The sequence below is a fragment of the Vibrio sp. 1F169 genome (assembly GCF_041439605.1).
Lineage (GTDB): Bacteria > Pseudomonadota > Gammaproteobacteria > Enterobacterales > Vibrionaceae > Vibrio > Vibrio tasmaniensis_A.
In genome coordinates this window covers 12,578-27,313 of sequence record NZ_JBGOOI010000008.1, presented here as the reverse complement: position 1 = coordinate 27,313, position 14,736 = coordinate 12,578, and the positions used below count along the sequence as shown (strand labels likewise).

The window sequence follows — 14,736 nt, the reverse complement described above, 5'->3', positions numbered from 1 at the left end:
TGGCTATTAACCTTTAAAGCTGTCTAAGTCGAAATCTTCGAATTGAGATAGCAAGTCTTCGTCAGAGCTTGCTTTTTTCTTAGAGGCAACAGGTGCTTCTTCGAAGATCTCTTCTTCATCGTCTTCTGGCTCTAGCAGACCTAAGCGGCCCATTAGGTGTTCGATACGATCAAGTTTCTCATCAACAAACTTCTGCAGACCAGCACCTAGGTTTTCACCATTTTCGATACGATCTAGCAGTGTGTTCAGTTGAGCATCATTCTCAAGCATCTCTAACTCTTGTTCGTTAGATAGCTTGCGCTCTTGTTTCGTCGACTTCTTCGCTGGTTCAACAATCAGCGGGATTTTTTTCTTGCTGCCTAAACGAGGGTCGCGAGCTAGTGCAGCTTTACGCTGTTTTGCTTCGCTACCATCAGAGTGACGGCTGCCAGACTTAAGGCCTTTACGCTTTTTAACACGCTTACGTTCACGACCTTCAACATCAGATTCACTACGGTTACGAGTAACCATAGGTTCCGGAGCGCCAAGTGCTCCCGGTTTTCTTGATTTCTTACTACGACCCATTACTGCACTTTCCTCAGTAAAATTACATCATTTCCAAAAAATTCTAGTTCGAGCTTATCCCGCTCTGCCAAAAACTGGAATGTTTGACGACTAAAGAAGACGACATGTGTCGGGTCATTCTTGTAGTGCCAACCAGCAAACGCGTCTACGTCTATTACTAGTTTAGTCATAAGACCAATCCAGCCCTTGGGTTTAACTAAATTCAACCATTGCTGCCACACTTTGTCTGGGTGATAAAGATGCTCTATCACCTCCGTGGCAGTCATAAAGTCATACGTTTTTTCCAACACAGAAGCTTCTGGGTGGTAATAGATATCGTACAACTCCATGGTGTGTCCGGCTTCTTCTAACATAATAGATAGCGTAGGGCCTGGGCCACAACCAAAATCCAACCCGTGTGAGTTAGATGAAATTTTGTCTGTTAGTGGATCCGCGATGCGAGATAGAAAACGGCGATAGCCTGCATCACTAGGATCGTTCTCATGGAGATCATAGTGTGCTTTCTCTTCTTTTGCTTCTAACCTTTGTTCAGGTTTAACAAATACCAGTTCACATTGCTGACACTGCAGATAGGCTCTGCGTTTGTCTTCAAAATAGTGATTCACGCCTTGGTGATGGCATAAGGGACAAGTATACATAGCACATCCTTAAACAGGGATGCGAAACATACCAGAAACTGAGTTTATAGTGGAGAGGTATTGGGTGTTTTTTCATCAAATCAATAAAAAAAGCGATAGGAAAACCTATCGCTCTCTAAATCTGCCTATATCGGCCAAAATTTGCATACTCAACTTGGTACACAAATCTCCATTTGTTATTGGTGCTTTCCATGCCAAATTTGTTTGTTGTTCATCGTCCTGATGAGTTTTGGCTATCCTTTTCTAACACCTTGTTGCTGGGCTGTCCTAGCCTGATCCGTTTCTGTCTATACCGTTAGACTAGATGACCATCCGTATCTAAGTCAGCTCCTAGCTGATGGCGGCTACTTTACCTTTTTACAAAAAGACTACAAGAGTGCGAGCTCACACTTTTGTACACAATTCGAACAAGCATTGATAAATTAGACATTAACACAAACCGGATATATAAAATCAATACAAAAGAAAACGCCCCAACCATTACTGATCGGGGCGTCTCTTCAATCTCGCTCGAACGTACATTTCATTACTCTGGCTAAGAGCAAGAAACCAACATATTAGTGTAAACCACCAACGTACTTCGATAAGGTATCAATATCTGCGTCTGTTAACTTTTTAGCTACATCACGCATCATCGCATTCATGTCGTTATTACGGTTACCATCGCGGAATTTCTCAAGTTGAGCCTTGATGTAATCTGCGTGCTGACCTGAAATCTTAGGGAAACCAGAAAGTTCGGTACCATTACCACGAGGGCCGTGACAAGCAATACAAGCCGTTACGCCGCGTTCTGCGTTACCCGCAGTGTAAAGAACCTTACCTTCATCTACTACATTTTCAGGAGTAGAGTTACTAGAGATAGGGAGAGATGCGTAGTATGCCGCTAGGTCAGCCATATCTTCTTCAGATAAAGGCATCGCCATTGCACCCATTACAGGCTCGTAACGACCTTGTTTACCACCACTCGTCATACCTAGCTTAAGCTCTTTTAACTGCTTCTCTAGATACTTCTCATGTTGACCAGCCAGCTTAGGATACTGAGTGATCAGACTGTTGCCGTCAGCACCGTGGCAGGCAACACATGTTTGTGATTTGGCTTTACCAGCTTCAATACTACCTTGAGCCCATACTGAGCAGCTGGCTAAAAGACTCAAAATTAGCGCTAATTTCTTCATGACATTCCATTATAATTATCAAGCTTCCAGTACCACTCTATGTTGCCACTCATGGTACAATAGGCGACCTTATGCCGAGCACGGTTATTTTACACAAATTCACAAAAAAGTAATCAATCGACTACACAAAGTCGAGATGGAGTTAACAGTGAGCGTAAAAATTCATTATCAAAACACGCATTTCATTACCAGTGCACCTGATATTCGTCACTTACCAGAAGACGAAGGGATCGAAATTGCGTTTGCAGGACGCTCCAATGCTGGTAAATCTAGCGCACTAAACCGCGTTACAAACCAAAAAAGCTTGGCGAAAACCAGTAAAACCCCAGGTCGAACTCAGCTAATTAACCTATTTAAGGTTACCGACGGCTGTCATATTGTCGATTTACCGGGATATGGCTTCGCTCAAGTACCGCTTGAGATGAAGAAAAAATGGCAGAAGTCGCTAGGTGAATACCTACAACGACGTGAAAGCCTAAAAGGTTTAGTGGTATTGATGGATATCCGTCACCCAATGAAAGACCTTGACCAACAAATGATCTACTGGGCTATCGATAGCCGCATCCCAGTACAAGTTTTGTTAACAAAAGCAGACAAACTGAAAAGTGGTGCGCGTAAAGCACAGCTACTGAAAATCCGTAATGATGCGAAATCTTTCGGTGGTGATGTTGCGGTTGATGTCTTCTCTTCAATGAAGGGTATCGGCGTTGATCAACTGCGTGCCAAGATGGATGAGTGGTTTGCCCCAGTGTTTGCTGATCAAATCATTGATGAGCTAGCGGACGAAGAGCACAACGACTCAGAGTAGTTCTTCTATCTATAGCTTTATCTATAATTAGAAGTTAAAGCACTTACAGCAAGTGATTTAGCCTTATTAATACCCTTCCTTATATAGGTGGGGTATTTTTTTGCCCAAAAATTAGTGAGTTAAACCTAAGTCTTGAGAATTAAAGACAAGATTAATCAGTTAGAAACGAGAGAAGTGAACCATACTAAAAGACAACCTTTAACAAACTAAACAGTGAGAAAGGAATACTCATGTGGAAAAAACCCTTGGCGACCATCGCACTTATATTGATCTCATTTTCCGGTGTAGCATCTGAAGCGGAACAGCCCAAGACCGAGGCCGCTCTAGTCAATGTTGATATGACTTTAGACCTAGATGGTATGGAAAAGTATGCAAAAGACGCGAGTGAGTCCCTTGAGGTGATATCGCAATCTTTGCAGGCGATAGTCAACAACCCCAACCTCAGCAATGACCAACAACAAGCCCTGAATCAAACCGTTGAAAGCATCAATCAGCTTGCGAGCTCCACCAAGACATCACTCAATCAACTCCCACAAGTCTTAGACCAATCTCGACTCGCCTTTAAGAAAACCAGTCAATTACTGCTAGATGATATCCAAACTAAAATCATTATTGCGTTGGCAGCCGTTATCGCTGTCATTGTTATCGCGTTGACCGCTATCTATCTACTTATCCTAAAACCCATGCAGCAAACCTTGGTGGAAGCGACCAACAATATCTCTTCTATGGCGCAATCTATCCAGATCACGGCCGAAGCTCTGAAATACAGCACCGAGAAACAACAGGAAATCATGGACTACATTGAGCATTCACCCACTCAATGTCCTGATAAATAAGACGTAAGCGATCAATGTATTATGAGTTACTTGTAAAATAAAAGTTATTTTCAAGAATAAAACAATGCACTTAGAGACGGATTAAAATTACCAATTGCTGATTGAATTCCAGATCTAAGGCAATCAAGTGTTTATCACGCTGCTTGGGGGAAACGTAACAAAAGGCACTAAAAATGGGAGATTTTACGGGGGAATAGTAGGTTGGAGATATTTTTCTTTCGCACAAGAAAAAACGCCCCAGTCAAATACTGACTGGGGCGGCTGAATCAGCCTAATCCAATAACGTGAAACAAAAGGTCTGAAAGATAGAACATCTTACCTCTGTACCCTACAAGATTTAATGTACAACAATTGCTCAGAAATGAAAACCATTTTTGTAGTTTTTTTTCATGAACGTTTTATTAAAACACCCAAAACCTTCTTATGACCTAACTTTATTCGAGACAAAAAAAAGCCAGTGTTTGTGCACTGGCTCATACTAATTTACTCAATAAGGTCAAAAACTGATTAGTGGGCTTGATCCCAGTTGTCACCGTGGCCAGCTTCCGCGACAAGCGGTACTTCTAGCTCTGCAGCAGATTCCATCAATTGTTGTACTTTACTTTCAATTTCGGCTAAAGCTGACTCTTCCACCTCAAACACCAATTCATCGTGTACCTGCATAAGCAGTTTCACACGACCATCGCCTTCCGCTTGAATCCATTCATCAACCAACAGCATCGCTTTCTTAATGATATCTGCTGCTGTGCCCTGCATTGGCGCATTGATTGCCGCACGTTCAGCAGCCTTACGACGCATGCCATTTCGAGATTGAATCTCAGGAAGGTGCAGACGACGACCGTAAATGGTTTCAACAAAGCCTTGCTCTGAAGCCGCGCTGCGTGTGTCTTCCATATACTGCATCACACCTGGGTAACGCTCAAAGTAAGTATCCATGTAGTGTTGTGCTTCGCCACGAGGAATACCTAGCTGCTTAGCCAAACCAAAAGCACTCATGCCGTAGATAAGACCAAAGTTAACCGCTTTAGCACGACGACGTTGCTCAGTGGTTACCTGCTCAATATCAACGCCAATGATCTCAGCAGCCGTTGCCGCGTGGATATCTTTGCCTTGTTGGAATGCTTCCAGCAGCGCTTTGTCACCTGATAGGTGCGCCATGATACGCAATTCAATTTGAGAGTAATCGACCGCTAGAATCTTCCAACCATGCTGTGCAACGAATGCTTGGCGGATACGACGACCTTCTTCATTACGAATTGGGATGTTCTGTAGGTTTGGATCAGTCGAAGACAAACGGCCCGTCGCGGTCACCGCTTGATGATAAGACGTATGAACACGACCAGTCTCAGCGTTGATCATCTTCGGCAGTTTATCTGTGTACGTCGACTTAAGCTTCGCAAGACCACGATACTCAATGATCAACTTAGGTAGCGGGTAATCAAGCGCCAGCTCTTGAAGCACTTCTTCGTTGGTTGAAGGTGCGCCTGATGGCGTTTTCTTGATAACTGGCAGACCCATTTTTTCAAACAGGATCGCTTGCAGTTGTTTTGGCGAGTTCATATTGAACTCTTGCTCTGCTATCTCGTAAGCTTTCTGCTCTAGCTCATCCAGACGAACCGCAATCTCTTGCGATTGAGCCCCTAACAACATGTCATCAATGAATACACCTGTGCGTTCAATGCGAGACATCACAGGAATCAGTGGTACTTCGATTTCTTCATAGATGGTTTTTAGCTTTTCATCTTGCTCAATGTTTTCCATCAGGCGGTTATGAAGACGTAATGTCACGTCAGCATCTTCTGCAGCGTATGGAGACGCCTCACCCAGTTCTATCTGGTTGAAAGTAAGCTGTTTCTTACCTTTACCTGCAATTTGCTCAAATGAGATGCAGCTGTGCTGAAGGAAACGCAGCGCTAGGCTGTCCATGTCATGCTTGCCACCTACGCTATTGAAAACGTAAGACGCCAACATGGTGTCATGTTTAATACCCTTCATTTCGATACCGTAGCGCGCTAGCACACTCATATCGTACTTCAGGTTTTGACCCACTTTAGCTTGAGCATCATCTTCAAGAATCGGTTTAAGTTGTTCAAGTACCCAATCACGATCCAGCTGTTGAGGTGCATCTAGGTAATCATGAGCAACCGGTACGTAAGCGGCAACGCCCTCGTCCGTCGCAAATGATAGACCGACCAGGTTCGCCACCATGTAATCAAGGCTGTCTGTCTCAGTATCAAAAGCAAACAATTCAGCTGCTTTAAGCTTTTCTAACCAAACATTGAATGACGCTTCATCTAGAATCGTTTCGTAGTTGCTACGATCAATCGTTACGGCAGACGTATTCATCTCTACAGTAGAAGCGCTGCTACGTACTGATCCAGCTCCCGCTGCGGAAGATTTCTCATCCGCCTCAACCACGCCGCTGCCACCTTCAAGGAGCTCGTTCAGCCAAGATTTGAAAACCAATTGGCCGTATAGCTTGATCAACTCATCGATATTGGGTTGAGCTTTTACCAATGATTCTGGTGTCTCTTCAAGCTCAACATCTAGCTTGATTGTTGCAAGCTCGTAAGACATGTCAGCATTGGCTTTATTATCAGCCAGCTTCTTAGCCATCGTCTTCGAACCACGGAAACCAAGCGCCGCAATATCATCAAGATTCTGATACAACTTTTCGATACTACCAATGCCTTGTAGCAAAGCCGTCGCTGTCTTGTCACCCACACCCGGAACACCAGGGATGTTATCGACTTTATCACCCATCAGTGCCAAATAATCGATGATCAGTTCTGGCGGGATACCAAACTTCTCAATCACACCTTCGCGATCCATTACCACGTTGGTCATGGTGTTGATCAGAGTAACGTTGTCATCAACTAACTGCGCCATATCTTTATCACCAGTACTGATAAGTACAGGCATACCCATCGCAGAAGCTTGAGAAGCCAACGTACCAATCACGTCATCTGCTTCAACGCCAGGAATAGAGATAAGTGGCAAACCCATCGCACGAATCACATTGTGCAATGGTTCTATCTGGCAACGAAGATCGTCAGGCATAGGTGGGCGGTTTGCTTTGTACTCTGGGTACATGTCATCACGGAACGTTTTCCCTTTCGCATCAAAAATAACCGCAATACGATCAGAAGCAAATTGACGCATCATGCTGCGTAGCATGTTAACTACACCATAAACAGCGTTCGTTGGGATATCACCATTGCTCATGGTGCCAGGGTAAGCATGGAACGCGCGATATAGGTAAGAAGAGCCATCGATCAGAATCAATGGATTATCAGGAATACGAGCCATAATATTTGTGAATCCAGTAAGTACAGAAATTATCTGTTAAGAATGCCACGTCTGTTGGTTGGATTCCATGTTGTCGATCTGTATCCGTTCACTCGGTTGTATTCGTTATAATCGATTTGTTGTTATTTTTTGTTCTTAGACGCAAGCGTTCTGTGGATAACTCTGTTTATATTATTTATCCACCCTGTTGAGAAGTAAGGTTAACAAATCAAAAAACACCAACAAAACACTGATAATAAAGAACAATTTTACAGATCGAACATATGATCAACGATCTTTTTACGATCCTGCATTGTGGAAAAGAATGCTGATGGCGTTTTATTCATAAAAAAACGTGCCACTAAATATGCATATTGTTGAATTGGAGGTATAAAAAAAGCGACACCCGAAGATGTCGCCTAGCAAAAACTGGTAAAGCCATTCAAATTGAATACCACAGCTTTACCTAAAAGCTATAAATTACACTGGAAGCAATGTGAGCAATGTCGTGTCAAAAAGAACTTAGTACAAGTTCGCGAGAATTCTGTTGGGTAACCAAGTTGATACTTGAGTACTTAACATCCTTGTGAACATTTCCTCATTCCCTAAGACAGGGTTAATAATAATGATTCTCATTTAATAGTCAACAACTAAATGATAATAAATCTCATTAAATTCATTTTAAATGATTTATCACCCCGATAAAGCAAATCATTAAGCTGATAATTGCTTCACGAAATGGATTCGATTTTCATTAATCTCTTCTTTTTCTTCCAATTTTTCAATTCGATATCCATTTTTCAATAGTAAACACAGCATCGCAGGAAACTGGTTACGAGATTTTACTTTCAGCTGCTCATAACCCCGCTCTTGTGCCCACTGCTCCTGAACATCTAATTGAGCCTGTGCGACCCCCTTATTTCTTGCAAGCGGTGACACACCACCAAACCAACTATAGAAAGTATTTGAGTTAAGCTCATAACCAATTTTAAAGCCGAGTAACACGTTCGCCTCTTCAGCCACTAAGATCAGGCTCTTTTTCCCTTCAAGCCGAGCTGCCAGTGAAGCGACACTCTCTTTTCTAGCAAATTCAGAGATCTGCTCGACAACAGACACAACCTCTCCCAGTGAACCTTCACGTACTATGACTGACATCTTCTTCCATCCTCATAAGCGAAAGGGCTGACACAATGGCCAACCCTTTTACTGAATATCACTTAAGTTAACGTTAAGTTGTTACTTTTCTTTTAAGTGCTTGGCTGCTTGTGCATTGTCTTCAGCAAGCCACTCTGCAACATCTTTAGCGAAGTAAGTCAGAATGCCATCAGCACCAGCACGCTTAAAGCACAGCAGTGATTCCATAACGGTGTCGCGTTCTTTCAGCCAACCGTTTTGAATTGCTGCTTTGTGCATCGCATACTCACCAGACACTTGATAAGCATACGTTGGTGCTTGAAGTTCATGTTTCACACGACGCACGATGTCTAAGTAAGGCATGCCTGGCTTAACCATCACCATATCCGCACCTTCATTAAGATCCATTGCCACTTCGTGAATCGCTTCATCGCTGTTGGCAGGATCCATCTGGTAGTTCTTCTTATTACCACCTTTCAGGTTCGAAGCACTGCCGACTGCATCACGAAATGGGCCGTAATAACACGATGCGTATTTCGCAGAGTACGCCATAATCTGAGTATGAATATAACCCGCTTCCTCTAACGCTTCGCGGATCTTACCAATACGACCATCCATCATATCCGACGGAGCAACCACATCTGCACCGGCTTCAGCATGCGATAACGCCTGCTGAATCAACACTTCAGTCGTTTCATCATTCATCACGTAACCATCTTCATCGATGATGCCGTCCTGGCCGTGAGTAGTAAATGGGTCCAGTGCAACATCAGTAATCACACCCATATTTGGCACGTGCTCTTTTAATGAACGTACCGCACGCTGCACTAAACCTTCTGAATTATGAGCTTCAGCCGCGCATAAACTTTTAGCATCTTGGTTCACGACCGGAAACAGAGCAATCGCCGGAACACCCAATTTTGACAGGTAATCCGCTTCTTCAAGCATCAGATCGATCGACAAGCGTTCAACACCCGGCATTGACTCGACAGGCTCGCGGCGGTCTTTACCCATCAGGATAAACATTGGGTAGATGAGGTCATCCACAGACAATTGATTTTCTGCCATTAGGCGACGGCTAAAGTCGTGTTTACGCATACGGCGCATACGGCGACCTGGGAATTGACCTTGAATTGAAACAGACACTAGATTCTCCTTGCCTAGTCTAAGCACCGAAATGCTTAGATATGAAAAGTGCTAAATACAGGCAAAAGCATATCACTGATGGCTCAGGACGCTAGCAGTAAAATATAAAACCCACTCAAAAACAGGGATAAATGGCAAAAAATGACCTTCTCCTCACACTGCCGTATACTCATGACAACTCAGTAAAGACTGCTTTCAGGACAAAATAATGATCGACACCCATGCTCATATTTACGCGAGCGAATTCGATGAAGACCGTGAACAAGTCGTGCAACGCGCACTGGCTCAAGGTATTGATACCATTCTATTGCCGAACATCGATTTAGAATCTATCGAGCCCATGTTAGCGACGGAAGCTCAGTTTCCTGATGTGTGTCGTTCAATGATGGGCTTACACCCTTGTTATGTGGATGCGAATATCGAGCAAACCCTCAAAACCATTCGAGCTTGGTTTGATAAACATGATTTTATCGCCGTGGGTGAGATTGGTATCGACTTGTACTGGGATAAAACCTTCAAGGCTGAACAAGAGATGGCTTTCGTGACTCAACTGCAGTGGGCAAAAGATCTAGACCTACCTGTCGTGATCCACACGCGTGATTCCATTGAAGAGACACTTGCCCTGCTTCGTAAAGAGCAAGATGGCAGCTTACGTGGTGTGTTCCACTGTTTTGGTAGCAGCTTAGAAGAAGCTCAAGCGATCAACGAGCTCGGGTTCCACCTCGGATTAGGTGGTGTATCGACCTTCAAGAATTCAGGAATGGACAAGGTGATCCCGCATCTCGATATGAATTACGTCATTCTAGAGACAGATTGCCCTTATTTAGCACCAACACCAAATCGCGGTAAACGCAATGAACCCGCATACACAGAATTAGTAGCAAAGCGCATCGCTGAATTGCGCGGGATTAGCCTTGAAGAGGTCGACACCACAACTTCAAAAAATGCTAGCACCCTCTTTAATATATAAGACCTTACTTCACATAATACTTTAGAGTTATTCATTGAAATGCATAGGTATATTGTTTAATATTGACGATTATAATAAATAAAAGTCAAATTGAGATGATTATGTGTAATCACACTATTCACTTACAACGTCAACATCGAACTCTATGGCATAAGATGTGGGGTATCAAAGAGCTCTATATATGTCAGAACTGTGGCTATCAGTTAAAGGTTCGATAAAATCGACACAATAAAAAAGCGGCCCTAGGCCGCTTTTTTATTGTGTCGATTTTTGCTGAAGGACTCTAGCAATTATACTCTTACAGCAGAATCAAGACTCAGCTTCTTCCTCTTCATCCGCATCTGGCTTACGCACATAGAAACGCGCGAAGAACAGACCAATCTCAAACAGAATACACATTGGAATCGCCAACAGTGTCTGCGAGATCATATCGGGAGGTGTCAGCATCATACCGACGATAAAAGCACCGACAACAATGTACGGACGCTTTTCAGACAGAGCCTTAGGCGTTGTCGCCCCCGTCCAACATAACAAGATAATCGCTACTGGTACTTCAAAGGCAATACCAAAAGCAAAGAACAGCGCGAGTACAAAATCGAGATAACTTGATATGTCTGTTGCGAACTCTACTCCCCCTAATGATATGGCGGTAAAAAAGCCAAATACCAACGGGAATACAATGAAGTAAGCGAACGCCACACCACAGTAAAACAGCAATGAGCTTGAAGCCAATAACGGCATGATCAAGCGCTTCTCATGCTTATATAAGCCCGGAGCGACAAAAGCCCACACCTGATACAAAATAAACGGAACCGCGAGGAATATAGACGCGATCAAGGTCAGTTTTAAGGGTGTGAAAAATGGTGACGCTACATCAGTTGCGATCATCGTCGCGCCTTCAGGTAAGCGATCTACCAAAGGTGCAGAGACGAACTCATAAATATCATTAGCGAAATAAATTAGCCCAACAAACACCACCAGAACAGCAACAATCGCGCGCAATAGGCGATTACGCAGTTCTAGAAGATGGCTAATTAAAGGCTGTGTCTGCTCAGTCGAAGACATGTCAAACCTCTTAAACAGGAAGATCGAAAAGGAGCCGCGTGTATCTATCCAGTTGAATTGGTATCCACTTGAATAGTTATTTACTTAAATAGCTGTCTACTTAAATAACTACATAAGTATCTGGCAACTCCTCCTTGCGAGACTATTCGGCTTTCTTATCTGACGGTGCTGAAGCTTCACTGTTGACCTGAATGGTTTCAGATTCCACAGTTTCCGTGACACTAGGTTCAGTCTCACTCGGCTTATCAGACTCAGGCTTGGCATACGGGCGTTGAACTTGAGCAGCGGCCTGCTTAAGTTCATCAACTGATGCTTTTAGGTCTGGAGATAAATCTTCCATACCCATTTTTTCCGCCTTGCGTAGGTTTTCTTGCAGCTCTTGCACCTTAAGCTCGTGAGAAAGTTCATCTTTCACACTGTTTGCCATGCTTTTCGCTTGTCCAACAAACTTGGAAATACTACGAATTGCAACGGGCAAACGCTCAGGCCCTAAAACCACTAACCCAACGACAGATATTAATACCAGTTCCCAAAAACCGATATCAAACACGATTTACGCCTGCTCTTTGTCTTTCTTTGTTTCAGCAGTTGTTTCAGCGCTAGCTTCTTTCTTCTGCTGTTCAATATTCTTTGGTTCAAAGTCTGCATCTTTCTTATCTGCAGGCTTATCTTCATCGCTCATTGCTTTTTTGAAGCCTTTAACCGCTGAACCTAAGTCACCACCCATACCGCGCAGTTTCTTTGTTCCGAATAGCAAAATTACAATTACAGCAATGATTAGAAGTTGCCAAATACTGATACCACCCATTGTCATTGTCCTCGGGTCTGTCTACACATAAAAAATATTAAGGAAGTCTACTGTCTAACGACGGTAAGCTCGCCAACTTAGCAGCCAAAATGTGACACCTGCGATGCCACAGCCCATAGATAGCTGCTCATAAGGGCTTGAAACTAATATTGCGGAGCATACGACTAAAGTTGCTCCAACGCCAAACAAAAACTTTCCAGTTGCTTGCTGACGCTTACTATCTCTATAGCCTTGATAAAGCTGATCCATTCTGTGGTTCATGGCTTTACCCTGACGCAAGCTGTCATAAAGTAGCTCTGGCAGCTCTGGCAGTTTTTCTGCCCAGAATGGCGCACGCTCTTTTACTGCGTTAATCACAGCTTGTGGCCCCACCTGATTCATCATCCAGGTTTCAAGGAAAGGCTTAGCCGTTGCCCACAAATCAAGTTGCGGATACAACTGGCGGCCTAGGCCTTCCACATACAACAAGGTCTTCTGAAGAAGCACCAACTGAGGTTGAACCTCCATGTTGAAACGTCTTGCTGTATTAAATAAGTTTAGCAACACATGGCCAAATGAGATCTCGCCAAGTGGTTTTGCAAAAATCGGCTCACACACCATACGAATCGCGAATTCGAAATCGTTGACGTTGGTGTCATGTGGCACCCAACCCGAATCCACGTGAAGCTCTGCGACCTTACGGTAATCTCGGTTAAAGAAAGCCAGTAGGTTTTCGGCTAAATAACGCTTATCTTCGCTGTTGAGCGTGCCAACAATGCCACAATCCAAGCCAATCCACTGCGGGTTATCTGGATTTTCAGGGTTAACAAATACGTTACCTGGGTGCATGTCTGCATGGAAAAAGCTGTCGCGGAACACTTGAGTGAAGAATACCGTCACACCGCGTTCAGCCAGCAATTTCATGTTAGTGCCGTTGGCGTTCAGGGTTTCAATATCTGAAACTTGAATGCCATAGATTCGCTCTGACACCATCAAGGTTTCACTGCTTAAATCAGGGATAACCTCTGGAACATACAGCTCTTCGCTGCCTTCAAAGTTACGTCGCAGTTGAATCGCATTGGCCGCCTCGCGGCGCAGGTCTAGTTCATCCAGTAACGTTTTTTCGTACTCGTGAACCACCTCAACAGGTTTCAAACGACGTGCTTCAGGAAGCGACTTAGCGACTATACGCGCCATTCGGTGCATCAGTTTTAGATCTGCATCAATCACCGGGCGAATATCAGGGCGAATTACCTTCAGAACAATCTCACGACCGCTCTCTTTAAGCTTCGCAGTATGCACCTGAGCGATAGAAGCTGAAGCCAGTGGCTCGATATCAAAATCGGTAAACCAGTTATCTAGGCTACCACCGAGGGCTTTTTCCATATCTCGTTTAGCCAATTGACCATCAAATGGCGCCACTTGGTCTTGCAATAGCGCCAGCTGATCAGCGATATGAGGAGGAAATAGGTCGCGACGCGTTGACATCATCTGACCAAACTTAATCCAAACAGGCCCTAACTCTTGTAACGCTAAACGCAAGCGGTGGCCTAATTCTTTATCTTGATGCTTATTCTTTAGCCAAAACAGTGACTTCCTCGCCAACAAAGGGGCTTTGGTCAACTGGTGCTCAGGCATCAATTCATCAAGGCCGTATTCCAACTGTACCTTGATAATATGATAAAGACGTTTCAGTTCTGTTGGGGTCATGCTTTCTCCAACAGAGCGTTCAATTTAGCTTCAAGACGTGCAGCTGAGCTTTTTACGTCATCAACCTGATCGCAAAAATGCGCCACTTCTAATGGCGCTGGTGCAATCTTCCACTCTTCAGTTAATACCTGAGCGAGATGGTTTTGATGCTTAGTGGCTTGCTTAGCCACAAGGCCACCGACATTCTTAACGCCTTGTACCAAGGTATGAGCAACCACGTCGCCCGTCACGCGCGATAGCCACTCTTCCAAGTCAGGCTTGCAGTCTGTCATTAGCTGAGCAAATTTCTGAGCCAGTTTAATATCACCCTCTAAGATCAGCTTATCTTGCTTGATCAGTTTGGTGATGTTCGATTGCTCACGCAGTTCTGGCAGTACCGAGAGGTTCAAAGATAGGTAGCAATCAGGTTGTCCTTCGTAGTCAGACAACACATCGATTTGTTGGCTAAAAACGAAAGTGAGAGTTTTGTTCAGCTCTTTCAAATTAACTTGAATGATCTGCCCCTTTAAACGAGACAAACGACGAACCAAAGCTGGATCATCGTTCACGAAAGTATTTAAAGAGGTTTCAATAACCGCGGTGACCAATGGATCAAATGGCATGACTGTCCTTACC

Annotated in this window: 14 protein-coding genes; 3 read left to right on the top strand and 11 right to left on the bottom strand. The window is 43.9% G+C overall.

Translation table 11 applies throughout. The annotated features are described in order from the left end of the window. Positions 1-6: 6 nt before the first annotated feature. The 3 genes from yihI to ACED53_RS05175 all read right to left on the bottom strand — a co-directional run bounded on the left by yihI (position 7) and on the right by ACED53_RS05175 (position 2,377). A complete protein-coding gene (yihI, locus tag ACED53_RS05185) occupies positions 7-564 on the bottom strand; it encodes a Der GTPase-activating protein YihI (protein ID WP_004735577.1) in 558 nt (185 codons plus the stop codon). Beyond that, a complete protein-coding gene (locus tag ACED53_RS05180) occupies positions 564-1,202 on the bottom strand; it encodes a class I SAM-dependent methyltransferase (protein WP_004735576.1) in 639 nt (212 codons plus the stop codon). The genes yihI and ACED53_RS05180 overlap by 1 nt, the downstream gene beginning before the upstream one ends. Positions 1,203-1,759: 557 nt before the next feature. After that, positions 1,760-2,377, bottom strand: a complete 618-nt coding sequence (locus tag ACED53_RS05175; protein WP_009848044.1) for a cytochrome c — start codon at positions 2,375-2,377, stop codon at positions 1,760-1,762. 148 nt (positions 2,378-2,525) lie between these two features. Here ACED53_RS05175 and yihA point away from each other — a divergent pair, with 148 nt between their 5' ends. Then, the gene (gene yihA, locus ACED53_RS05170) at positions 2,526-3,185 is read left to right on the top strand and encodes a ribosome biogenesis GTP-binding protein YihA/YsxC (RefSeq protein ID WP_017099574.1); all 660 of its coding nucleotides are present in this window, start codon (positions 2,526-2,528) and stop codon (positions 3,183-3,185) included. Between the two features lie 230 nt (positions 3,186-3,415). Then, complete coding sequence (locus ACED53_RS05165; protein ID WP_017099575.1) at positions 3,416-4,021, top strand: hypothetical protein; 606 nt, start codon at positions 3,416-3,418, stop codon at positions 4,019-4,021. 507 nt (positions 4,022-4,528) lie between these two features. Here ACED53_RS05165 and polA read toward each other — a convergent pair. From polA to hemB, 3 genes are all read right to left on the bottom strand, one after another. Further along, entirely contained in the window at positions 4,529-7,330 is a 2,802-nt protein-coding gene (polA, locus tag ACED53_RS05160; protein WP_017099576.1) for a DNA polymerase I, read from the bottom strand. Between the two features lie 693 nt (positions 7,331-8,023). Continuing rightward, positions 8,024-8,464, bottom strand: coding sequence for a GNAT family N-acetyltransferase (locus ACED53_RS05155; RefSeq protein ID WP_009848048.1), 441 nt, complete (start codon positions 8,462-8,464; stop codon positions 8,024-8,026). A gap of 81 nt (positions 8,465-8,545) precedes the next feature. After that, a complete protein-coding gene (hemB, locus tag ACED53_RS05150; protein ID WP_009848049.1) occupies positions 8,546-9,589 on the bottom strand; it encodes a porphobilinogen synthase in 1,044 nt (347 codons plus the stop codon). Positions 9,590-9,797: 208 nt separating this feature from the next. On the opposite strand from hemB, the gene ACED53_RS05145 reads away from it, so the two are divergent. Further along, positions 9,798-10,559, top strand: a complete 762-nt coding sequence (locus tag ACED53_RS05145; RefSeq protein ID WP_017099577.1) for a TatD family hydrolase — start codon at positions 9,798-9,800, stop codon at positions 10,557-10,559. A gap of 309 nt (positions 10,560-10,868) precedes the next feature. On the opposite strand, the gene tatC is transcribed toward ACED53_RS05145, so the two are convergent. The 5 genes from tatC to ACED53_RS05120 all read right to left on the bottom strand — a co-directional run bounded on the left by tatC (position 10,869) and on the right by ACED53_RS05120 (position 14,723). Next, entirely contained in the window at positions 10,869-11,624 is a 756-nt protein-coding gene (gene tatC / locus ACED53_RS05140) for a twin-arginine translocase subunit TatC (protein ID WP_017100517.1), read from the bottom strand. A 142-nt stretch (positions 11,625-11,766) separates the two neighbouring features. After that, positions 11,767-12,174 carry a Sec-independent protein translocase protein TatB gene (tatB, locus tag ACED53_RS05135; RefSeq protein ID WP_004735566.1) on the bottom strand — a complete coding sequence of 136 codons (408 nt, stop codon included), beginning with the start codon at positions 12,172-12,174 and terminating at the stop codon, positions 11,767-11,769. Positions 12,175-12,177: 3 nt separating this feature from the next. Then, a complete protein-coding gene (tatA, locus tag ACED53_RS05130; RefSeq protein ID WP_004735565.1) occupies positions 12,178-12,432 on the bottom strand; it encodes a Sec-independent protein translocase subunit TatA in 255 nt (84 codons plus the stop codon). A gap of 54 nt (positions 12,433-12,486) precedes the next feature. After that, on the bottom strand, positions 12,487-14,121 hold the full coding sequence (gene ubiB / locus ACED53_RS05125; protein ID WP_009848053.1) for a ubiquinone biosynthesis regulatory protein kinase UbiB: 1,635 nt from the start codon (positions 14,119-14,121) through the stop codon (positions 12,487-12,489). After that, positions 14,118-14,723 carry an SCP2 domain-containing protein gene (locus ACED53_RS05120; protein ID WP_017100516.1) on the bottom strand — a complete coding sequence of 202 codons (606 nt, stop codon included), beginning with the start codon at positions 14,721-14,723 and terminating at the stop codon, positions 14,118-14,120. Before ACED53_RS05120 ends, ubiB begins: the two co-directional genes overlap by 4 nt. Positions 14,724-14,736: the final 13 nt, after the last annotated feature.